Origin of the sequence: Gordonia alkanivorans NBRC 16433, from assembly GCF_000225505.1 — a bacterium.
GTDB classification, from domain to species: Bacteria; Actinomycetota; Actinomycetes; order Mycobacteriales; family Mycobacteriaceae; genus Gordonia; species Gordonia alkanivorans.
In genome coordinates this window covers 34,926-55,745 of sequence record NZ_BACI01000050.1, presented here as the reverse complement: position 1 = coordinate 55,745, position 20,820 = coordinate 34,926, and the positions used below count along the sequence as shown (strand labels likewise).

Annotated in this window: 21 protein-coding genes; 6 read left to right on the top strand and 15 right to left on the bottom strand. The window is 67.4% G+C overall.

Features of this window, described 5'->3' with window-relative positions; translation table 11 throughout:
- Window positions 1–323 precede the first annotated feature (323 nt).
- The 5 genes from GOALK_RS08250 to GOALK_RS08230 all read right to left on the bottom strand — a co-directional run bounded on the left by GOALK_RS08250 (window position 324) and on the right by GOALK_RS08230 (window position 4,228).
- The gene (locus tag GOALK_RS08250; RefSeq protein WP_006358347.1) at window positions 324–1,505 is read right to left on the bottom strand and encodes an LmeA family phospholipid-binding protein; all 1,182 of its coding nucleotides are present in this window, start codon (window positions 1,503–1,505) and stop codon (window positions 324–326) included.
- Window positions 1,502–2,377, bottom strand: coding sequence for a carbon-nitrogen hydrolase family protein (locus GOALK_RS08245; RefSeq protein WP_006358346.1), 876 nt, complete (start codon window positions 2,375–2,377; stop codon window positions 1,502–1,504). Before GOALK_RS08245 ends, GOALK_RS08250 begins: the two co-directional genes overlap by 4 nt.
- Window positions 2,378–2,401: 24 nt before the next feature.
- Window positions 2,402–3,094 (bottom strand): class I SAM-dependent methyltransferase, encoded by a 693-nt coding sequence (locus GOALK_RS08240; RefSeq protein WP_230461890.1) that lies wholly within the window; start codon window positions 3,092–3,094, stop codon window positions 2,402–2,404.
- Window positions 3,095–3,201: 107 nt separating this feature from the next.
- Window positions 3,202–3,711, bottom strand: a complete 510-nt coding sequence (locus tag GOALK_RS08235; protein ID WP_006358344.1) for a DUF2505 domain-containing protein — start codon at window positions 3,709–3,711, stop codon at window positions 3,202–3,204.
- A 10-nt stretch (window positions 3,712–3,721) separates the two neighbouring features.
- Complete coding sequence (locus GOALK_RS08230; RefSeq protein ID WP_006358343.1) at window positions 3,722–4,228, bottom strand: DUF2505 domain-containing protein; 507 nt, start codon at window positions 4,226–4,228, stop codon at window positions 3,722–3,724.
- 38 nt (window positions 4,229–4,266) lie between these two features.
- Between GOALK_RS08230 and GOALK_RS08225 the strand changes: the two genes are divergently transcribed.
- A complete protein-coding gene (locus GOALK_RS08225; protein WP_006358342.1) occupies window positions 4,267–5,388 on the top strand; it encodes a UDP-N-acetylmuramate dehydrogenase in 1,122 nt (373 codons plus the stop codon).
- A 21-nt stretch (window positions 5,389–5,409) separates the two neighbouring features.
- Here the strand turns inward: GOALK_RS08225 and GOALK_RS08220 are convergent, their stop codons facing one another.
- The 6 genes from GOALK_RS08220 to GOALK_RS08195 form a co-directional block, all read right to left on the bottom strand.
- Entirely contained in the window at window positions 5,410–6,504 is a 1,095-nt protein-coding gene (locus tag GOALK_RS08220; protein WP_035752122.1) for an alpha/beta fold hydrolase, read from the bottom strand.
- Window positions 6,505–6,564: 60 nt separating this feature from the next.
- Window positions 6,565–7,392, bottom strand: a complete 828-nt coding sequence (locus GOALK_RS08215) for a MerR family transcriptional regulator (RefSeq protein ID WP_006358340.1) — start codon at window positions 7,390–7,392, stop codon at window positions 6,565–6,567.
- A 6-nt stretch (window positions 7,393–7,398) separates the two neighbouring features.
- Entirely contained in the window at window positions 7,399–7,722 is a 324-nt protein-coding gene (locus GOALK_RS08210) for a DUF2516 family protein (RefSeq protein ID WP_005200278.1), read from the bottom strand.
- Window positions 7,723–7,793: 71 nt separating this feature from the next.
- Window positions 7,794–8,879: a hypothetical protein gene (locus GOALK_RS08205; RefSeq protein ID WP_006358339.1), complete on the bottom strand. Its 1,086-nt coding sequence runs from the start codon at window positions 8,877–8,879 to the stop codon at window positions 7,794–7,796.
- Between the two features lie 14 nt (window positions 8,880–8,893).
- On the bottom strand, window positions 8,894–9,427 hold the full coding sequence (locus GOALK_RS08200; RefSeq protein WP_006358338.1) for a helix-turn-helix domain-containing protein: 534 nt from the start codon (window positions 9,425–9,427) through the stop codon (window positions 8,894–8,896).
- 115 nt (window positions 9,428–9,542) lie between these two features.
- Window positions 9,543–10,883: a DUF445 domain-containing protein gene (locus tag GOALK_RS08195; RefSeq protein ID WP_006358337.1), complete on the bottom strand. Its 1,341-nt coding sequence runs from the start codon at window positions 10,881–10,883 to the stop codon at window positions 9,543–9,545.
- A gap of 41 nt (window positions 10,884–10,924) precedes the next feature.
- Here GOALK_RS08195 and GOALK_RS08190 point away from each other — a divergent pair, with 41 nt between their 5' ends.
- The 4 genes from GOALK_RS08190 to GOALK_RS08175 all read left to right on the top strand — a co-directional run bounded on the left by GOALK_RS08190 (window position 10,925) and on the right by GOALK_RS08175 (window position 14,531).
- Window positions 10,925–11,725 carry a TetR/AcrR family transcriptional regulator gene (locus GOALK_RS08190; RefSeq protein WP_187346472.1) on the top strand — a complete coding sequence of 267 codons (801 nt, stop codon included), beginning with the start codon at window positions 10,925–10,927 and terminating at the stop codon, window positions 11,723–11,725.
- Entirely contained in the window at window positions 11,722–12,549 is an 828-nt protein-coding gene (locus GOALK_RS08185; protein WP_006358335.1) for an SDR family NAD(P)-dependent oxidoreductase, read from the top strand. Before GOALK_RS08190 ends, GOALK_RS08185 begins: the two co-directional genes overlap by 4 nt.
- Window positions 12,546–13,397, top strand: coding sequence for a polyphosphate kinase 2 family protein (locus GOALK_RS08180; protein WP_006358334.1), 852 nt, complete (start codon window positions 12,546–12,548; stop codon window positions 13,395–13,397). The genes GOALK_RS08185 and GOALK_RS08180 overlap by 4 nt, the downstream gene beginning before the upstream one ends.
- Window positions 13,398–13,577: 180 nt before the next feature.
- Window positions 13,578–14,531 (top strand): type IV toxin-antitoxin system AbiEi family antitoxin, encoded by a 954-nt coding sequence (locus tag GOALK_RS08175; protein ID WP_006358333.1) that lies wholly within the window; start codon window positions 13,578–13,580, stop codon window positions 14,529–14,531.
- 168 nt (window positions 14,532–14,699) lie between these two features.
- On the opposite strand, the gene GOALK_RS08170 is transcribed toward GOALK_RS08175, so the two are convergent.
- The 4 genes from GOALK_RS08170 to GOALK_RS08155 form a co-directional block, all read right to left on the bottom strand.
- A complete protein-coding gene (locus tag GOALK_RS08170; protein WP_006358332.1) occupies window positions 14,700–15,482 on the bottom strand; it encodes a hypothetical protein in 783 nt (260 codons plus the stop codon).
- Window positions 15,483–15,734: 252 nt separating this feature from the next.
- A complete protein-coding gene (locus tag GOALK_RS08165; RefSeq protein ID WP_006358331.1) occupies window positions 15,735–16,622 on the bottom strand; it encodes a 3-hydroxybutyryl-CoA dehydrogenase in 888 nt (295 codons plus the stop codon).
- Between the two features lie 163 nt (window positions 16,623–16,785).
- Window positions 16,786–18,081, bottom strand: a complete 1,296-nt coding sequence (gene aceA, locus GOALK_RS08160; protein WP_005200301.1) for an isocitrate lyase — start codon at window positions 18,079–18,081, stop codon at window positions 16,786–16,788.
- 471 nt (window positions 18,082–18,552) lie between these two features.
- Window positions 18,553–19,296: a hypothetical protein gene (locus tag GOALK_RS08155; RefSeq protein ID WP_006358330.1), complete on the bottom strand. Its 744-nt coding sequence runs from the start codon at window positions 19,294–19,296 to the stop codon at window positions 18,553–18,555.
- A 93-nt stretch (window positions 19,297–19,389) separates the two neighbouring features.
- On the opposite strand from GOALK_RS08155, the gene ramB reads away from it, so the two are divergent.
- Window positions 19,390–20,820, top strand: a complete 1,431-nt coding sequence (ramB, locus tag GOALK_RS08150) for an acetate metabolism transcriptional regulator RamB (RefSeq protein WP_006358329.1) — start codon at window positions 19,390–19,392, stop codon at window positions 20,818–20,820.

The following is a 20,820-nucleotide window of genomic DNA, read 5'->3' as shown; positions in this document are numbered from 1 at the left end:
GAGAAATCTCGTGAGTCGATGTTGACGGGCACGGTCAGACTGGTGTTCGGCTTGGTCCACCCCGACCATCGACGCCGCCGAGTTCTGTCAGACCTACTCCGTCCGATCGTCGACCAGACCGGCCGGCGGGGGTTGTCGGCGACCCTCGGAACCGCGGACCCCCAGCTTCGGGAGTTCTTCTGTCGCCGAAGCTGGGGTGGAGAGGTCTACGGAGAGTTCAGCCTCACCGACGGACCCACCGTGTGGTTGGTGAGGATCGGGCCGCCGACAAACGATCAGCACTAGGCGTCGTCGCGCGAGACATCCGGCCGATCGCCCATTGATCAGACCGAGCATCCCGACTGCTGGTCGTTCCCGGTCATCTCGTTGGTCAGCTGAACATCCGAGCCGCTGATCGCGAACTCCAGACCCGTGTCGGTGACCTTCAGCTGATCGACCTGGACCTCGTCGAAGAACGGTCCGAGCGCCGAGGTGGTGATCTGGTCGACGATCTGCTGTGCGAAGTCCGGCGGGATGCCGAACACCAGCGCGCTTGCCTTGACGACCTCGAACTCGACCCGGCCGCCGGTGAGGACGGGTTTGATCGTCGCCGAGACCGGGACGGAGAAGAACATGACCGGGAAGCCGGCCTGGACCTCGAAGGTGCCGTCGGCCGCGTTGCCGGTGATCTCCTCGACCGAGCCGACCGGGCTCGCGCCGTTGCCGGTGCTCTGGCCGCCGGCACCGGCGGGAGCGCTTTCCTTGCTGAGTTCGACGATCCGCTCGTAGGGGATGAAGCCGTCGCCCCTGAGGCTGCGGATGTCGGTGCTGTTGTTGTCGCCGGAGATCCCGTCGGCGCGCATGTGCAGACGCACGCCCTGCGGATCGGAGCCGTCCTTGGTGTCGACCTGGACGTACGGAACGTCGCCACTGCCCTGCAGGATGATCGGCTTGCGGCTCAGCGACACCGAGGTGGGCACGCCGGTGAGACCGCTGAACGACTCCTCGAGGCAGTTCGTCACCTTGTTGCGCAGATAGAGCTCGCTGCCGACCGCGCCGATGACCACGAGCAGCAGCACGGCGATGGCGCTCAGCGCCACGATCTTCTTGGTGCTGCGGCTCTTTCGCGGCGAGGTCAGCACCGGACCGCTGCCCGGCGTCGCCAGGGGTGCGCTCGAGTCGTCGTGGTAGGGCGTCTCCCCGGGCGCGAACTGCGCGGTGCCCGGCCGGCCGGGCCCGCCGCTCAGGTCGGAGGTGTCGGCCTCCGAGGGCGGCACGTTCGAATACGCCTGCGCCCCGGGCGCGATCGGAGTCGTGGGGAACTGTTCGGTCTCCCCCGACTCGGGAACGTCTGTACCGGTGGAGGGCTCGACTGGCTCAGCGGACCTGGTGGGGTCGGCGTCCTCCACCGGACGCCAGTCGTCGCCGGTGGATTCGGTGTGATCGGTGGGTCCTGCGGATTCGGTGGGATCGTGCGACTCACCCTGGTCTCGGGGGCCACCACCGGGAATTTTGCTGTCGCTCATGGATTCCGTCCTCGGTCGTCGGACTCTCGAAGCCGTTCGCCGGTGGGTGCGACCTTGCTGGACACCGCACCGCCGGCAGGCAGCTCTCGCTCGTTGGCGAGGACCGCCAGTTGTTTACGAGCCTTCTCGACCAGTGCCAGGTCGAGGTCGTGGACATCGACACCGACCCTCTCCGGGTACGCGGCGACCACGGTACCGAAGGGGTCTGTGATTTGGCTGTGTCCGATCCCGGTCGGGGCCCCCGACCCGGCGACCGCCTCATCCGGGGGAAGTGCCTGCCCCACGGCGACGACGAACGTCGTCGAATCCAGTGCCCTGGCCGTCGCGAGCACCTTCCACTGATGGATCTTGCCAGGCCCGGCACCCCAGGACGTCGGCACGACGACGATATGCGCGCCACGTCGGGCGAGGTTCGTGAACAGTGCGGGGAACCTGATGTCGTAACAGGTGGCCACCCCCACGGTGACCCCGTCGACCTCGAAGGTCAGCGGTTCCGAACCGGCCGCGACGGTCTTGGACTCCTGAAACCCGAAGGCGTCGTACAGGTGCAGTTTGTCGTATCCCTGACGCGACCCGTCGGGGTGTGCGACGAGCACCGTGTTGAACACGCGGCCGTCGTCCGACGGGGTGAACATCCCGGCCACCACGGTCACGCCGGCCGACGCCGCCACCTCCGACACCGCCCTCGCCCACGGCCCGTCGAGATCCTCCGCCACCGGCTTCAACGGAACGCCGAACCGGCACATGGTCGCCTCCGGGAACACGACCAGGCGCGCCCCGCGCGATGCGGCGTCCTGCGTCGCCGCGCGTAGGGTCACCAGGTTCTCGCTCGGATCGTCGGTCGAACTGATCTGAGCCATCGCCACACGCATAGCCGCCACAGTAGTGCCCGCGGTCTAGGGGGCGACGGCTTCCCACGGGACAGTCAGCACGTTGTCCGACATCCGACGGCGGGTGACGACACAGTCGACGCCGCGTTCGCGCAGCAGGTCCTGGGCGTGACGCCAGCGGACGCGTGGCCCGTACGGCGCCAGCGGGGCGGCGATGTCCCAGCACTGGTCGGCGAGGGTCAGCAGGTCGTGGATCTTCTCGCCCGGCACATTGCGATGGATGAGCGCCTTCGGCAGTCGTTCGGCGAGATCGGATGGGCGCTCGGAGTGTTCGGGAGCCCAGCAGAGCGTCAGGCTGACCGGCCCCGCGACGTCGAGCAGCACCCACGTACAGCGTCGGCCGATCTCGTCGCAGGTGCCCTCGACGATCACCCCGCCCGGCGACAGAGCCGCACGCAGCCGCGACCACGCGGCGTCGACCTCGGTCTCGTCGTACTGCCGCAGGACGTTGAAGGCGCGCACCACCCGGGGACGCAGGCCCGCCATCTCGAAGCCGCCGACCGCGAACCGCACACCGTCGCGCGGGTCGACGACGCGGGCCGGGTCGATCTCGAGTCCCACCATCTCCAGGTCGGGGGCTACGCGGCGGAGCCGGCCGGCCATCTCGACGGTGGTGTCGGGGCGTGCGCCGTAGCCGAGGTCGACGACCAGCGGACGGGCGACATCGAGGGCCGCGATCACGGCCGGTTCATGAGCCATCCACCGATCCACCCGACGGAGACGGTTGATGTTGGTCGTTCCGCGCGTCACCCGGCCGATCGGACTGTTCGACGGCCGTCGCCCGGACTGCTGTCCGGGGGTGCGACTCACAAGTTCTTGTCGATCCAGTCCTTGGCGTACTCGGCCTCGGCCCGGAACAGATCGACCAGGTTGATGAGGATCATCTGCTCGAGCTTGCCGTTGACGAACGGGACGAAGACCTTCGCCTCACTGGTCCGGCGGATCGTGCAGCCGTCGTCGGTGGGGAACAGTTCCTGCCAGCCGTTGAGGCTGCCCGGACCCGCGGGGATCGACGCGTTGTAGGTGCCCTTGGTGTGGTCCGGGTCGAACGGACCGAGGGTCTCCTCACGCGTGATGACCATGTCCTTCATCATCACCGTCTGCGCGAGCGGGGGCAGCTGGTCGCGACCGATCGTCTGCCTGAGGACGACCTTGACCCCGTTCTCGTCGGAGGTGAAGGAGGCGACCTCGCAGTGCGGCGAGATCATCTGGAATCCCGCCATCATGTCGTCCCAGTACTGCTTGATGCTGTGCGCTTGGTAGAGCTTCTCCGCAGGGTGGGTGTAGCGAGCGGAGTAGCTGAGCCGTCGTGCCATGACGACCAGGCTACGTCAGCGGATTTCCCGACTCCCAATCGACGGTGTGCCCACACTCGTGATCGAGCAGGCCGACCAGCTCGCTGACCACGGCCTTCTCGATCTTCCCACCGAACATCGGCAGGTTCACCGACACCTCGGCGGAGCAGTCACTGGTCGCCGGATCGCCGGCGGTGGTGATGGTCCCGTACACGTTCACCGGCACCGGGGCGCCCTCGACCGTGGCGTGGATCTCACCCTCGATCCGGTCTCCGACCAGCCGAAATGTGTTCTTCCGCGGAATCCGGAGGTCGCCGGGCATGATCTTGGTGACCGCCGACGGGAGCTTCTCCGAGGGGATGCCCTGACTCATCTCGACGGACACGGTGTCGCCCGCGATGTTCACCTTCTCGACGTGGCCGTGACCGGAGTTCATCCGCTCCACCAGATCGTGCCAGTACTGCTCAGTGGTGTAGAGCGCCCAGAGCCGTTCGGTGGAGAACGGGTAGGACACCGAGTGCTGCAGCTTGCTCGCCATGAGGAGAACGCTACCGTTCGCCGGTTACCGTTGAACGCGTGACCGACACGCAGACGCCGCTGAGCGCGCCCCTCGCCGAGCTGACCACCCTGCGTCTGGGCGGCCCGGCCCGCGAGATCGTGCGCTGCCCGGACACGCGCAGCATCGTCGAGACCATCCAGGAGCTCGACGAACGGTCCGAACCCGTGCTGGTGATCGGCGGCGGGTCCAACCTCGTCATCGGCGACGCCGGCTTCGACGGCACCGCCGTCGTGCTGGCGAGCAGCCGCATCGAGTTCGGCTCGGGCCGCGAGTCGGGTCGTCCGCATGTCGTCGCCGACGCCGGCGTGGGCTGGGACGACCTGGTCGCCGCGACCGTGGAGGCGGGTTTCGGAGGGTTGGAGTGCCTGTCGGGGATTCCGGGCGCGGCCGGTGCGACGCCGGTGCAGAACGTCGGGGCCTACGGAGTCGAGGTCGCCGACATCCTGCGGTCGGTCCAGGTCCTCGACCGCCGGTCGGGCACCCTGCGGTGGGTCTCCCCCGCCGAGCTCGGACTCGGCTACCGCACCAGCAATCTGAAGCACCGCAACGATTTCGTGGTGGTCGCGGTGTCCTTCTGGCTCAACGACGATCGCGCGAGCCAGCCGATCCGGTACCGCGAGCTGGCCACGACGGTCGGTGTCGAGCCCGGCGACCGCGTCGACGCCGTCACCGCCCGCGAGGCGGTGCTCGGACTGCGTCGCGGCAAGGGCATGGTCCTCGACCCCGACGACTTCGACACCTGGAGTGCCGGTTCGTTCTTCACCAACCCGATCGTCGACGGCGAGGACGCCCCCGCGGTCCTGGAACGCATCGCGGCGAGGGTCGGCGACGACGTGGCGATCCCGTCCTACCCGGCCGGCCCGCAGCCGAACACGGGCGACTCCCCGAACGCCGACGCCCCCACCGCGATCAAACTGTCGGCGGGGTGGCTCATCGAACGGGCCGGCTTCGGACGCGGCTACCCGTCCGCCGACGCCCCGGTCCGCTTGTCCACGAAACACACTCTGGCGCTGACCAATCGGGGTGCGGCTACCACCGAACAGCTGCTGACGCTCGCGCGCGAGGTCCGCGACGGCGTTCTCGACACCTTCGGCGTCACCCTGCGACCCGAGCCGGTCTTCGTCAACTGCGCGCTGTGACGCCGGGTCGGATGTCGCGACTCAGCTGACCCGCTGCTCGGCTCGCGAGACCTCGGCCACCAGGTCGTCGAGCATTTCGTTGAACCGCTCCGCGGCCTCGATGCTCGTCATGTGGCCGACGCCTTGGTAGACGACCAGATCACGCAGCGAACCATTGCGCCGCAACACCTCTGCCATCTGTTCGGCATGAGTGCGCGGGGTCAGCCGGTCCTCGGTGCCGACGACCACGGTCGTGGGCACCGACAGCGCGGCCAGCCCCGGCGTGACGTCGAGTTTGCCCATCGCCGAACCCCAGCCGGCCCGTGCGCGCGGGGGGCAGGCTCCGATCATCTCGTCGACGAAGTCGACGTGCGCCTTGCGCGCGTGGGGTCCCAGTGCGATGTAATGCGAGATGCGAACGCCGTAGGGAGTCTTGGGGATCGGCACCGGCATCGAGGTGAACGCCTTGGCCACCACGGGCGCGAACGGCCGCGCATACGCGGGCAGATCAACCGGGACGAGGGTGTGGTTCTCCAGGACGCCCTTCGCTGCGGTCGAGACGAGCACCACGGCCGAGACCCGCGAGCCGACCTTCTCCGGGTACTGCCCCGCCCACGACATGATGGTCATCCCGCCCATGCTGTGCCCCACCAGGATTGCGCGCCGGCCGGCGGGCACGGCTGCCTCGAGCACAGCGTCGAGATCCTGTCCGAGCATCGCGATGGTCGGACGCCGGAGGCCTCGCTCACTGAGTCCGTGACCACGCTGGTCGTAGACGACCACGCGTCGGCGACCGCCCTCGGAGGAGGCGAGGTGATTGATCTGCGGATACCAATACGCGGTGTTGCAGGTCCAACCGTGAACCATGACGATGACGTCACCGTCGTCGTCCGCTGCGTCGTCGGAGCCGTAGATCTCGACATTGAGGACGGTCCCGTCGGAACTGCGGACCGGCAGCCGGTGCGGCGCCGAGTCGGGCGCGGTGAGCAGGTCGTCGGGACCGTCGTCGACCGCGAGTTCGGCGCGCAGCGCACTTCGGGCGATACCGGCGAGCACGGTGCCCACGCCGACCCCGACCACGCCCGCACCGATCACGGTCGCGATTCCCCCGACGTTCACCAACGACCTCTTGTTCACCGGCACTCCTCCAGCCTCGGACGGGTCGTCCGCAAGGGAGACCCGAGGGGGGCGCCGCGTTCAGCGCCCCGTGTCGGTGTTCAATGTACCAATATCCGTTGTCTCATAGCCGGGGTCAGGCTGGTCACCGGACGAATTCGGCGTCGTGGAGTCAGGTTCGTCATCCCCGGTGGTGGCATCGAAGTAGGTCGCCGCCCGCCCGATCGCCTGGGAGATCTGCTCGTCGAGGGCCCGGCGGAACGTCGTCTCGACGATCTCGTGCGCCATCGGACGAACCGTCTGGATCAGGTCAGCCATCTCGCTCACGCCGGCCTCGCCCAGGTCGGGAAGGTTCTCGTCGAAATACTTGTCGGTGATGATCGACACAAAGCTCGACGCCACGTCCTCGAGATCGTCCTGGACACGAACCCACCGGTCGAGGAGGAACTCCAGGTCGACACCGGCCTTCACCAGGACCTCGGCACCCTCGAGGAGCTCGGGGTTGCGGATCGCATAGTGCGTGCCGTCCTTGGCCAGCAGACCCAGCTTCTGACTGAGCGCGATGGACCTGTCCGACGCGTTGAGCGTCTTCTTCAGCTCGGCGATGGTGATCGTCGCGGCGCGCTTGAAGTTGCGGAATCGACCGCCCTTCGGCGACCCGCGCAGGATCTGTTCGACGCGCATGCCGTGGTGGGCGGCGTGCAGCAACTCGCTGATCGTCGCGAACGTGTACCCGCGTTCGAGCATGCGGGAGATGAGGTTCAGGCGGACCAGGTGCTGGTCGGAATACCAGCCCGCACGGCCGCGGATGGTGGGTGGCGGAAGCAGTCCGCGGTCCTGGTAGACCCGGATGTTGCGAACGCTGACCCCCGACGCCTCGGCGAGGTCGTTGATCCGATACTCCGCCACGATGCCTCAGGCCTTTTTGCTGAACCAGGACTTGCCCTGGATGTCGTCCACACGTTTGCGCACGTCGACCAGGTACACGAGCATCGCGACCACGCCGATGATGCCCAGGAAGCTCACCGCGCCGAAGAACCAGATGAACAGCGACGCGGCGGCCAGGATCGCAACCCAGATCACCTTGCTCTGCCGGTCGACCGCAGGGAAGGCATCGGGCCGCTGAATGGCCGCGTGGATCAACGCGACGACCGCCGCGATCCCCGCGACCACAGTCAGGACCAACATGATCAGACTCTGCCCGTAGGCCAACACGCTGAAGACGTCCACGCCGAACACTCTAGTCCCGTGCGCCCCGATTGCCGCAGCAGCCCACGACGCCACGCGCGGGCGGAACGTGCGCCGAGGGATCAGTCGGCGCGGGGAGTGGCCTTCTTGGCAGCAGTTTTCTTGGCGGGAGCCTTCTTCGCGGCCGTCTTCTTCGCTGCGGTCGTCTTCTTCGCCGCGGTCGCCTTGTTCGCCGCTGCGGCCTTCTTCGCCGCGGGTGTCTTCTTCGCAGCCGCCTTGGTCGGTGTGGCCTTCGTCGCCTTGGCGGGGGTGGTCTTGCGGGCCGGGGCCTTCTTGGCCGCGGCGCGTTCGGCGGCGCCCTTCACCGCGGCGGCCTTCTTCGCCGGCGCCTTCTTCGCGGGAGCCTTCTTGGCCGGGGTCGTCTTGGCGGGGGCCTTCTTCGTTGCCGCCTTCTCGGCCGGTGCCTTCTTCGCGGGTGCCTTGTCCGCGGCAGCCTTCGCGGGAGGGGTCGCCTTGGCGGGGGCCTTCTTCGCCGGAGCCGGCGCCGCAGCGACCGCCCGCACCGGAGCGTCGGCGCTGGCGTCGCGGATCGTGCCGTCGGGTCCGCTGCCGTCGGCCAGCCCGGCCAGGCGCAGCGCCCGCTCACCAACCGCGCGAGTCTGCTCGGAGATCGTCCCCAGCGCCTCCTCGGTGAGACCGACCGCGTCGCTGTAGACCTTCTCGAGCTTCGGCAGGTTCTCCCCGACGACCGGCTGCGACAAGAGCTTCCCGACGGCCTCGTCACGCCGTTCCGACAGGGACGTCAGCAGCCCGGCCGCGACGGCGAGATAGGCCTCGGCGACCTTGCGGAGCTCCTCCGGGGAGAACCGGGCGCGCAATTCCTCGATCTCGCTGGGCAATTCGACCGGAAGCGTCGACAGCTTCGACTTCGCCTCCTCGAAGAGCGCCAACGCGGTCGCGAGCGCCTCGTCGATCCTCGCCTGGGCGTCGTCCCGGGAACCCGTGATCTTCGCCTGCGTCGAGCCGACGGTCTCGACCAACTTCGACTGGGTGGTCTCGACAGTCTCGGCGAGCCTCGACTGGGTGGTTTCGACGGTCTCGGCGAGCTTGGACTGGGCCTGTTCGCTCGCCGCCTCCCCGCGCTGCCGGACCTCGGCCAGCAAGGCGGCCACCTGTCCCACGGCTGTCGTCAACGGGTTCTCGCTCATTCAGCTCTCCTGCCTCAGTTCTCTCGGAACTCGTCTTTCTCGGAACCAGTCGAGGAGATCGCGTTCTCCTTGCGGAAGGACTCGTAGATCTCCAGCAACATCTGTTTCTGACGCTCGTTGATCGAGTCATCTGCGATAAGAGCATCACGGACCGGGCTCGCGGGGCGTTCTTCGAGAATTCCTGCGCGCACGTACAACACTTCCGCAGACACCCGTAGGCCCTTGGCGATCTGGGCGAGGACGTCCGCGGAGGGTTTCCGGAGGCCTCGCTCGATCTGACTGAGGTACGGATTGCTGACCCCGGCACGTTCGGAGAGCTGCCGGAGCGAGACCTTTGCGGCCACTCGCTGGGACCGGATGAAAGCACCGATGTCCTGCGCCGCGTTCGCCACCGCGTCCTGCGCGGCCGTCGCGACGGCCTCCACGGCCTCGACCGCCATCGCCGTCGTGCCGTCGCCGTCGTCGGACGCATGATCCGCGGAGTCGACGGACTCGGCCTCGCCGTTCACGACGGCGTCGACGGAAGCCTCGTCCTTGTCGCGCTTCATCACGCTCCGTTCCAGGGGTGGATCATCTCTACCGAGTATCGACGTCGCTGCTAGCACGTGCAAGCACACAGCTAATCCGGGCGTCGGATCGTGGGCGGATCACCGGGATTCGACGTCAGTGGAAGATCAGCACCGACGTCGTGTGGATGACCAGGCCGGCGAGCGCACCGACCACGGTGCCGTTGATCCGGATGAACTGCAGATCGCGTCCCACCTGCAGTTCGATCTTGCGGCTGGTGTCGTCGGCGTCCCAACCGCGCACGGTCTCGGTGATGACCGAGATGATCTCCTGCGAGTAGTTCGCGGCGATGTGGTGCGCGACCCGCGCGACCCAGCCGTTCATCTTCTCCTGCAGCGGACGGTCGTCGCGAATCCTGGTGGCGAGCTGGATGATCGAGTCCGACAGGGTGTTCCGCAGCGTGCTGTTGGGGTCGTCGAGCATCTGCTCGATGACGGCCTTGCCGGTCTTCCAGGCGGTCGACGCCGCGCCGGTGACCTCGTCGCGACCCACCAGTTCCATCTTGATCGCCTCGAACTTCTCGATCATCTCGGGATCGTTCTGCAGGTCGTCGGCGAACTTCTCCACGAATTCGTGCATGGCCCGGCGCAATTCGTGGTCGGGGTCGGAGCGCACCTTGTAGGTGAACTCGACGAGCTCCCGGTGGATCTTGTCGCCGACGAGTGTGTTGACGAACTTCGGCGTCCACTGCGGGCCGTCGCGGTCGACGAGGCGGTCGATGAGGTCCTGGCTGCCGATCGCCCATTCGTGCGCGCGATCGCACAGCATCTGGAAGACCGGTTCGAGGCGGTCCTCGGCGATGAGCTGTTCCAGGATGCGGCCCGTCGGGGGTGCCCACTGGGGTTCGGCGACCCACTTCAGTGCGGCCTGGATGAGCTGTTCGACGTCCTCGTCGCGGAGCATCTCCGACGCGAGCTGGATCGCGCGCGCCGCTTCGCCGGAGATCCGCGGCGCGTTGCGCGGATCGGCGACCCACGTCGACAACCGTCGCGGCAGATCGATCTGCTGTGCGCGGTAGACGACGACCTCGGGCGTCATGAAGTTCTCTTCGATGAAGCCGCCCAGCTGGTCGCCGATGTCGTCCTTCTTCTTGCGGATCAGGGCGGTGTGCGGGATCGGGATACCCAGCGGATGCCGGAAGAGAGCCGTCACCGCGAACCAGTCGGCCAGCGCGCCGACCATGCCGGCCTCGGATGCGGCCTGCACATAGCCGACCCACGCGGCGACGTCGGCGCCGTCGCGGTGCTCGAGGTAGCGGGTGAAGAGGTAGACCACCGCCGCGAAGACCAGGAAGCCGGTCGCGACCGCCTTCATCCTGCGGAGATCCCTGCGTCGGCCGGCATCCCCGGCGCTGTCCCCTCCGAATCCAGGGGCGGACGGCGCATCGGGCTTGCCCTCGGGCTGCCCGGCGACTCCTTCGATCACTCTCGATGCCATGGCACCAGTGTCACCCATCAACCGACTACGCTGGCGTCGTGATGGCCAACCGCCCCAATCCCGCAGCTGCTGCGCGTGCAGCGATGGCGGCTGCGGCCAACGTGACGCGCGGCCTCGAACAGGTTCTGACCACGGTCACCGAGACCGGCGCCAAACCGGACGGCCGCAAGCAGCGCTGGGAGAAGCACAAGCTCGCCCGACGCACCGAGCTGACCGACGGCGTCATCACCGCTGTCCGCGAGCTCGGCGCCGACGTCGGGATGGACGAGATCGCCGCCCACATCGGTGTCTCCAAGACCGTTCTCTACCGGTACTTCACCGACAAGAGCGACCTCGGGGTCGCGACCACCGTGCGCTTCTTCGAGAACACGATCTGGCCGCGACTGACGGAGGCGCTCTCCGACGACGTCGACGAGTACACGCTCACCCACACGATCATCGGTGTGTACGTCCACGCGGTCGACGACGAACCCAACCTGTACCGCTTCGCACTCGCCAGCTCGCCGACCTCGTCGCCGGCTCCCGCCGACTCGGTACGCCTGGTGTCGCAGCTGGTCATGAGCAGCATCGTGATGCGCATGACCGAGCGCGGCGCGGACACCACCGGCGCCGAGCTGTGGTCGCACGCTCTCGTCGGCGGTATCCAGCACGTCGTCGACTGGTGGATGACCAGCCGCACGCTCGACGCCGACCAGGTCGTCGACTACCTGACGATGATGGTGTGGAGCGCGGTCGTGGGCGTCGCCGCCGTCGACGGCTCGCGCGAGGCCTTCCTCGCCTCTCCCCCGCCGCTGACCGAACCAGCACGCGAGGCGCCGTCCGACGCGACAGGCGGCTCATGAGCCGGGTCGCGCTGGTGACCGGCGGTAGCCGGGGCGTCGGCCAGGGCGTCGCCCGTTCGCTCGTCGACGACGGCTGGACCACCTACGTCACCTCACGTCACGGCACCGGACCGGAGGGCGCCATCGCCCTTGCGTGCGACCACACCGACGACGCCGCGGTGGCCGCGGTGTTCGACGAGATCGCCTCTTCCAGTGGGCAACTCGACCTCCTCGTCAACAACGCGTGGGCGGCGCCGAAGGGATTCGGCGGGTTCTCGGACCCGTTCTGGAAGCGCCCGGTCGACGACTGGGACACCCTGATCGGCGTGGGTCTGCGTGCCCACTACGTGGCCTCGGTGCATGCGGCGCAGCTGATGACCGAGGCCGGTCGGGGTCTGATCACGAACATCTCGTCGTTCGGTTCCCGCGGCCATCTGCATTCGGTGCTGTACGGGATGAGCAAGACGGCGCTGGACAAGATGGCCGCGGACATGGCCGTCGAGCTGAAGGGCACCGGGGTCAGCGCGATCTCGTTGTGGCTGGGCCTGATCCGCACCGAGCTACTGCTGTCGCTCGGCCTCGACGAGTTCGCCGGTTTCTCGCTGCAACGAGCCGAGGACCCGGAGTTCGTGGGTCGCGTGATCTCCCGCCTCGCGCAGGACCCCGACCTCGCCGCGCACAGCGGCCACACCCTCGTCACCGCCGAACTGGGCGCCCGCTACGGGATCGTCAACAACGATGGCACACCACCGGATTCGCATCGCGGCGCATTCGGCGGCGGGCCGCTGTTCCCGCCGGCGATCGAGACCGATCAAGCAGTGGAGCCACGAGAGGACGAGTCATGAGGAACGGTTGGTCCATTCCCGCCGCCGGAGCCCTCCGCGCAGGTGCGGTCGGGCCGATCGCCTCCTTCGACCCCGGATCGACGCCCGGGTTCGACGGTGACAAGATCTCCGGCGCAGAGCTTCTCGTGAAACGCGGTGAGGAGCTGGCCGGCCTCCAGGAGTTGCTGTACGCCAACGGCCGTGCCGGCGACCACCGGTCGGTACTGCTGGTCCTGCAGGGCATGGACACCGCGGGCAAGGGCGGCATCGTCCGGCACGTGGGAGGTCTCCTCGACCCACAGGGGTTGTCCATCAAGGGATTCGGGAAGCCGACGCCGGAAGAGTTGCAGCACGACTTCCTGTGGCGCATCAACAAGGCGCTCCCGCCCGCCGGCCGGATCGGGATCTTCGACCGGTCGCACTACGAGGACGTCCTGCCCGTACGGGTACACAACCTCGTCCCGAAGTCGGAGTGGGAGAAGCGCTACGATCTCATCAACCAGTTCGAGTCCGAACTGGTCGCCAACGGCACCACGATCATCAAGTGCTGCCTGGTGGTGTCCAAGGACGAGCAGAAGGCACGTCTCGCCGAACGTCTCGACCGTCCGGACAAGTACTGGAAGTTCAACCCGGGTGACATCGACGAGCGCGCCCACTGGGACGCCTACCTCGAGGCCTACCAGGACGTTTTCGACCTGACCGACAAGGACTCGGCACCCTGGTTCGTGATCCCCGCGAACCGGAAGTGGTTCGCCCGCCTCGCTGTCTGCGAGCTGCTCACCACCGCACTCGCCGGCCTCGATCTCGACTGGCCGAAAGCGGATTTCGACGTCGAGGCCGAGAAGAAGCGGCTCGCCGCCAGCGACTGAACGTCGCGAAAAGAGCCACTCCCGCGTGAGCGCTTCGTCGCCGCGGGAGGAGTTCCTTTGCGCGGGCGCCAGCCGATAAGCGGGAGGGCAGGGGTACGGCGGGAGGGAAACGGACACGCGGCGGGAAGGCGATGAGATCGGTGGGAGCCGAAATGCGTTTCGGTGCGTCAAAGAAGGATGATGGCCTTCCCAATCGATCAGTACGGTCTCGTCAGGAGAGCCGCAGCGCTCGACGCCGCGATCTCCGACAACGAGCTCGCGGCCGCCGTCCGCCGCCGCGAACTCATACGTCTCGTGCCAGGCGTGTTCGTACCGGCATCGACACAGTTCGTCGGACATGAGGGCGCCCAACGGTTACCCCGGTTCAAAGCGATCGCGGTTGCGACCAACTGCGACGCCGGTGCGCAGGCAATGCCGCTGAGTCATGCGTCGGCTGCCGCCGTCCACGGACTCCCACTCCTCAAACCGGACATCGAGTCCGTGCACGTCGTGAACGGGAAGAAGTCGGGTGGATTCATCCAGGGGCACCGCCACGTCCACGCAGCACCATTCGGTGACGACGACATCGTCGAGGTCGACGGCATGCTGGTCACGACCCTCGAACGCACCGCGGTCGATGTCGCAACGAGCGGCACTTTCGCCCAGTCGCTGGCCGCATTCGATCAGGCCCTGCGTACCGGCGCGAACGCCGAAAAGCTCGCACATACCCTGGCGGATCGTCGACGCCGAGGTGTCCGCACCGCCCGACGGGCGTTGCGACTCGCCGACCCCCTGTCCGAGAACGTGGCCGAATCCTGGAGTCGCGCGCAGATGATCGAGGCGGGGTTGCCGATACCGAGACTCCAGCACGAGTTCCGCGGCCGTCGCGGCACCTACTATTCGGACTTCGACTGGGACGAGCGGCTCATCGGCGAGTTCGACGGGATGGTCAAGTACGGCCGGCTGCGCAAACCCGGAACCACCGTCGAAGATGCCGTGATGCGGGAGAAGCGTCGTGAGGATGACCTGCGCGCTCTCGGTGCCATCGTCGTCCGATGGACGTGGACGGATCTCAAGAAGGGTGCGGTGGTGGGGATGCTTCGTCCGTGGCTGGAAAGTCTGAAGCTGCTGTCGTCGAGGACCATTCCCGCGTGACTGTTTCCTTGCCGCCGGCCCGATTCCCTCGCGCTTATCGGCTGGCGCCCGCGGGAGGTAGTCCTCCCCGCGGGAAGGAATCCAGCCCGCGCGGGGGAAACACCCGAGCGCACACACGACGACGCCCCCGCCGGACAGCGGGGGCGTCGTAGTGACTTGCGCGAGTGCTTACTTCGCGGTGGTCGCCTTCTTGGCCGGAGCCTTCTTGGCGGGCGACTTCTTGGCCGGGACCTTCTTCACCGGGGGAACCGACTCGTCCTTGGCCTCGGCGACCTTCTTGGCCGGCGATGCCTGGGCGGTGCGGGCCTTGGCCTCGACAGTGCCTGCGGCGCCGTCGATCTCCTTGGCCGCGTCGTCGGCCTGCTCCTTGATGTCGCCGCCGATCTCTTCGATGGCGACGGCGACGTCCTCGACCTCTTCGCTCACGCGACCGGCCAGCTTGGCGGCGCGCTCACCGACGAGGCGGGTCTGCGAGGACACGACGCCGAGGGCGTCTTCGGTGATGTCGACCGCGTCGTTGTAGACCTTCTCCACACGGGACAGGTTCTCCTGGACGACCGGCTTCTTGCGCAGGCGCTCGAGGGTGGCCTCGCCACGCTCGGCGAGCGTGTTGTAGAAGTCGGTGGCCTTCTCGACGTACGGGTCGGCCAGCTTCTTGAGCTCGTCGGCGGTCAGCTTGCCGCGGAGTTCGTCGATCTCGGTGGGAACTTCCTCGGAGAGCGACTCGATGCGGGTCTTGGCCTCATCGAAGCGGCTCTGAGCCGTCTCGGGCAGGTCGGTGATGAGGGCCTTGGTCTCGGTGTAGCGAGCCTCGAGACGCGTCTGGGCGGTCTCGGCGGCGGCCTCGGTGCGCTCACGGAGCTCGGTGAGCTTCTCGGTGACCTGCGTGAAGGCATAGTCACCGGCGCCGACTGCGGCGTAGAGGGGGGCGTAGTTACGGGTGGTGGTCACGAGTGACTCCTTCTGTTGGCACCAATCGCGCTGCAGCACATGCGGTCTCGCCGATCTCGGCATCATTGCCGGGCGCATGTCGGTTTGTCGTCGGTTCGACCCGATGTCCGGTGTCGCAAGCCGCCATGATCTTCCGGCTCGTCACCGCGCGAGATTAGGGAACCGCGGCGCCATCGGTATTGGTGTTTCCGAAGTCCAGTATCCACGCCGTGCTAGCAAATGCAAGCATTCTGCTAACACCTGTGTCTCAGCTCACCTTTTGCCGGCGAGAACCCGCTCGTACTCATAGAAGCCGTGACCGGCCTTCTTGCCGAGACGGCCCGAGGTGACCATCTGCACCAGCAGCGGGGGCGGCGCGTAGAGCGGCTCGTCGAACTCCTCGTGCATCTTGTCGGCAATGGCCTTGACGGTGTCGAGACCCACCAGGTCGGCGAGCTTCAGCGGCCCCATCGGATGGGCGCAACCGAGCATCATGGCCCTGTCGATGTCCTCGACCGTCGAGAATCTGCTCTCCACCATGCGGATCGCGGAGAGCAGATAGGGAACGAGCAGGGCGTTGACGACGAAGCCCGAGCGGTCGGCGGAACGGATCACCTGCTTGCCGAGGACGTCGTGCGCAAAGGTTTCGGCCCGCGCGGTCACCTCGGGAGCGGTCACCGGCGTGGTGACGAGCTCGACCAGAGGGAGCACGGGTACGGGATTGAAGAAGTGGAGGCCGATCACGCGGGCGGCGCTCTGAGTCGCCGTGGCCAGCTTCATGATCGCGATGGAGGATGTGTTCGACGCGAGGACCGCGTGCGGATCGTCGACGATCTTGTCGAGGTCGGTGAAGATCGCGGTCTTGACGGCCTCGTCCTCGACGACGGCCTCGCAGACCAGCTGACGGTCGGCGAAGTCGTTCAAATCCGAGGTGAAGGTGAGTCGGTCGGCCGCCTGGTCGCGTTCGCGTTCGGTCAGTTTGCCGCTCGACACTCCCCGATCGAGCGAACTCAGGATGCGGGCGCGCCCCGCGGAGAGGAGATCGCGGGTGGATTCGTAGACCAGTACGTCGGCTTGGGCCCGGGCACACACCTCGGCGATCCCGGCGCCCATCTGTCCGGCTCCGACGATGCCGACTCGGGTGATCTTCTGGCTTGTCATGTCAGATCCTCCGGGAAACGCCTATGTGACAACTGATCTCGTAAGAACACGGGTAACTCCCGGGGTACGACCAAAGCCCTTGATACGCCAGCAGGCGGCCCGCAGCGAAAGCCGCGGACCGCCTGAAGGGGTTCGCCAAAGTTCCGGGCAGGCGGAATAGCTCCTAGTGGAACTGGCCCTCTTCGGTCGAGCCCTTGAGAGCTGCGGTCGAGGTGTTCGGGTCGACGGTGGTGGCGATGCTGTCGAAGTACCCGGCGCCGACCTCACGCTGGTGCTTGACGGCGGTGAAGCCACGCTCGTCGGCTGCCTTGAACTCGCGGTTCTGCAGGTCGACGAAGGCGGTCATCTGCTCGCGGGCGTAACCGTAGGCAAGGTCGAACATGCCGTAGTTGAGCGAGTGGAAGCCGGCCAGGGTGATGAACTGGAAGGTGAAGCCCATGGCGCCCAGCTCGTTCTGGAACTTGGCGATGGTGCTGTCGTCGAGGTGCTTGCTCCAGTTGAACGACGGGCTGCAGTTGTAGGACAGCAGCTGGTCGGGGTACTCGGCCTTGACGGCCTCGGCGAACTTGCGAGCCAGCTCGAGATCCGGGGTACCGGTCTCCATCCAGATCATGTCGGCGTACGGAGCGTAGGACTTCGCACGCTCGATGCACGGCTCGATGCCGTTCTTCACGTGGTAGTAGCCCTCGGCGGTGCGCTCACCGGTGACGAACTGCTTGTCGCGGTCGTCCACATCGGAGGTGATGAGGGTCGCGGCCTCGGCGTCGGTACGCGCGATGACGACGGTGGGGACACCGGCGACGTCGGCGGCCAGGCGGGCCGAGTTCAGGGTGCGGATGTGCTGCTGGGTCGGGATGAGCACCTTGCCACCGAGGTGGCCGCACTTCTTCTCCGAGGCGAGCTGATCCTCCCAGTGGGTACCGGCAGCACCCGCGGCGATCATGGCCTTCTGGAGCTCGTAGACGTTGAGAGCGCCACCGAAGCCGGCCTCACCATCGGCGACGATCGGCACGACCCAGTTGTCGACCGAGTCGTCACCCTCGACGCGGGCGATCTCGTCGGCGCGGAGCAGCGCGTTGTTGATGCGACGAACAACGTTGGGAACCGAGTTCGCCGGGTACAGCGACTGGTCGGGGTAGGTGTGGCCGGACAGGTTGGCGTCACCGGCGACCTGCCAACCCGACAGGTACACGGCCTTCAGGCCGGCGCGGACCTGCTGCACGGCCTGGTTGCCGGTGAGGGCGCCGAGAGCGTTGATGTAGGAACCGTCACCCTTGGTCACGCCGTCCCACAGGATCTCGGCGCCACGGCGGGCGAGGGTGTGCTCCTCGACGACCGAACCCTGGAGCTGAGCGACCTGCTCGGCGGTGTAGTCGCGCTTGATGCCCTTCCAGCGGGGGTTGGTGTCCCAGTCCTGCTGGATCTCCGCGGCGGTGCGGGGCTTTCCGACGTTGCTCATTGGCTACTTCGCTTTCGTTGTCCTGCTCGTCCCGACCGGGTCGGATCGGGGCGACCGGCCCGGCGCGCCGCCGAGGCCTGGAGTGCTGACCGGCATCCCTCGTGAACCCCGAGAGCTTTACACTCGCGCGTCCGGCGGCGGTGTCGGCCGGATTTGCGAACTCTTGGGCTTCCGTCTGTGGTGCCTGCAGCAAGGGTGCCACAGGACAAACCCGCAGGTCCAACCCTCAGCGAGTGCAAATCCGGGTTATTTTTTGACGAGGGTTTGCAAATTCTGCAAATCTTGTCGTGTGAAAACCCCCGCGGTCCGTCGAAAAAAGTACGCGCGTACTGGGATTTCCTACTCAGGAGTACAGCACACTCCCCGGCCGCGATGCGAGGTATCGAGGAGACCGCGCTCGGCGCAGACCGGGCACGGAGTGACGACATTCACACCGCGCAGACGGCCGGATGAGCCCTTCGAGGGGCTCGATCAGGGGACGGTGACGCGGCCGATCGCGTCGCCGAAGAGCTCCGCCATGGCAGCGGAGTCGACCGGTTCGGTCGGGTCCGTGGGCGGATCGGCGGCCGGGGTCGCAGCGCCCGACACCGTCAGCTGGACGGTGACCGGACCCGACGCCGGTCGGTCCAGGGCGGCGTATCCGGCGAAGCCGACCTGGCGTCGGACCCCGCCGTCGGGAAGCGTGGTGGTGACCTCGGACCGCGTCAGCAGCATCTGCTCGCCTGCACCGAGCCCGCCGTCGATCTCGGGTGGCGCGATCTCGGTGTACTCGGTGACGACGCGACTGCCGGCGAGGTTACCGGTGGTGATCTCGGTGGTCGTGCGCGCACAGCGTCCGGTGGTGGCGAGCCGGTCCGCGTCGATGTCGCGCCGCGCCTTCGTGACCAGCTCGACGAGCACCCCGCTGCCACCTCGACCGGCGAGGACCGCCGAGTTGTCCGCGGTCAGCTCTCCGTTGAGGTCCGCGTCGGCGGTCGGGACGCAGTACTCAGGGGTGACGCGGGTGGTGCGCGCGGCGTCGATACCCGCCCGGTTCCCGGCGACCAGGTCGCTGACGGACAGCGCCTCGGCGGCGAATCCCGGCGGCAGGTCGGATGTCGGGAGCAGCAGGTCGGACGGTGTGCGCGGCGCAGGCGCCCCGGCCGACCCGGTCGAGCACCCGACGCTCGCGATCATCCCGGTCACCAGCACGAACGTCGCGGCCGTCACCCGCATCGGGGTGCGGAGTCGGCCGTGGGGTGAGCGCACGCGGCCACCGTACCCTGAAGGGGATCATCGATCTGGCATCCCCTGTTCCGGAGGTGACGAGTGAGCAGGACCTACGTCGGATCTCGGCTGCGCCAGTTGCGCTCCGAGCGCGGACTGTCGCAGGTGGCCCTCGCACAGACGCTGTCGATCTCCGCGTCGTATCTCAACCAGATCGAGCACGACGCCCGACCGCTCACGACCTCGGTGCTGCGCAAGATCACCGAGGCGTTCGGCGTGGACGCCGGGTTCTTCGACTCCCAGGACGACCTCCGACTCGTCGCCGAACTGCGTGAGGTGCTGCTCGACGACGACATCGAGGCCGCGCCGGGCGCGCATGACGCCTCGCAGATCAGCACGATGGTCGCTGCACATCCGGAGATCGCGCAGGCGATGGTCAACCTCCACCGGCGCTACCGGATCGCGACCGACCAGCTCGCCGCGGCCACCGACGAACGCGGCGACCGCAGCATGCGCGGCACGATCAGTGCGCCGCACGAGGAGGTGCGCGACTACTTCTATCAGCGCCGCAACTACATCCACGAGCTCGACATCGCCGCCGAGGAGATGACGAACCGGATGCGCATGCACTCCGCGGACATCCGGCGCGAGATCATGAACCGCATCGAGAACGTGCACGGGATCAGCATCGTGCGCCGCGTCGACCTCGGCGACTACACCCTGCATCGCCTGAACGCCGAGGAGCGCAGGCTCGAGTTCTCCGCCGCCCTCTCCGCCGGACAGCGAACCTTCAAACTCGCCAGCGAGCTCTGCTACCTCGAGTACCACGACCTGCTCGACGAACTCGTCGACCAGGGCAACTTCACCAGCGAGGACGCCCGATCGCTGGCGCTGCTCGGACTGGCGAACTACTTCGCCGCGGCCGTCGTCCTCCCTTACAGCCAGTTCCACGGCGCCGCAGAGGATTTCCGCTACGACATCGAGCGACTGTCGGCGTTCTACGCGGTCTCCTACGAGACGATCTGCCACCGGCTCTCGACCCTGCAACGCCCCAACCTGCGCGGCATCCCCTGGTCGTTCGTGCGCGTCGACCGTGCCGGGAACATGTCGAAACGTCAGTCCGCCACCGGTTTCCACTTCTCCTCCAGTGGCGGCACCTGCCCGCTGTGGAACGTCTACGAGACATTCGCCTCGCCGGGCAAGATCCTCACCCAGATCGCCGAGATGCCCGACGGCCGCAACTACTTCTGGGTCGCACGGACCGTCGAACGACGGGCGGCGCGTTACGGACAACCCGGCAAGACCTTCGCCATCGGCATGGGATGCGAACTCCGCCATGCCGGCCGGGTGATCTACTCCGACGGCCTCGAGATCGGCCCGCAGGCGCACGTGACCCCGATCGGTGCGGGTTGCCGGGTCTGCGAGCGCACCAACTGTGCGCAGCGTGCGTTCCCGGCGCTGGGTGCGACGCTGCGCGTGAACGAGCACTCCTCCACGGTGTCGCCGTACATGGCGATCACCGAGACCCGGTGA

Coding starts and splice junctions, on each gene's coding strand:
- GOALK_RS08250 (WP_006358347.1), bottom strand. CDS start 1,505: ATGAGCGACAGCAAAATTCCCGGTGGTGGCCCCCGAGACCAGGGTGAG.
- GOALK_RS08245 (WP_006358346.1), bottom strand. CDS start 2,377: ATGCGTGTGGCGATGGCTCAGATCAGTTCGACCGACGATCCGAGCGAG.
- GOALK_RS08240 (WP_230461890.1), bottom strand. CDS start 3,094: ATGGCTCATGAACCGGCCGTGATCGCGGCCCTCGATGTCGCCCGTCCG.
- GOALK_RS08235 (WP_006358344.1), bottom strand. CDS start 3,711: ATGGCACGACGGCTCAGCTACTCCGCTCGCTACACCCACCCTGCGGAG.
- GOALK_RS08230 (WP_006358343.1), bottom strand. CDS start 4,228: ATGGCGAGCAAGCTGCAGCACTCGGTGTCCTACCCGTTCTCCACCGAA.
- GOALK_RS08205 (WP_006358339.1), bottom strand. CDS start 8,879: ATGAGCGAGAACCCGTTGACGACAGCCGTGGGACAGGTGGCCGCCTTG.
- GOALK_RS08200 (WP_006358338.1), bottom strand. CDS start 9,427: ATGAAGCGCGACAAGGACGAGGCTTCCGTCGACGCCGTCGTGAACGGC.
- GOALK_RS08195 (WP_006358337.1), bottom strand. CDS start 10,883: ATGGCATCGAGAGTGATCGAAGGAGTCGCCGGGCAGCCCGAGGGCAAG.
- GOALK_RS08190 (WP_187346472.1), top strand. CDS start 10,925: ATGGCCAACCGCCCCAATCCCGCAGCTGCTGCGCGTGCAGCGATGGCG.
- GOALK_RS08185 (WP_006358335.1), top strand. CDS start 11,722: ATGAGCCGGGTCGCGCTGGTGACCGGCGGTAGCCGGGGCGTCGGCCAG.
- GOALK_RS08180 (WP_006358334.1), top strand. CDS start 12,546: ATGAGGAACGGTTGGTCCATTCCCGCCGCCGGAGCCCTCCGCGCAGGT.
- GOALK_RS08175 (WP_006358333.1), top strand. CDS start 13,578: ATGGCCTTCCCAATCGATCAGTACGGTCTCGTCAGGAGAGCCGCAGCG.
- GOALK_RS08165 (WP_006358331.1), bottom strand. CDS start 16,622: ATGACAAGCCAGAAGATCACCCGAGTCGGCATCGTCGGAGCCGGACAG.
- aceA (WP_005200301.1), bottom strand. CDS start 18,081: ATGAGCAACGTCGGAAAGCCCCGCACCGCCGCGGAGATCCAGCAGGAC.
- GOALK_RS08155 (WP_006358330.1), bottom strand. CDS start 19,296: ATGCGGGTGACGGCCGCGACGTTCGTGCTGGTGACCGGGATGATCGCG.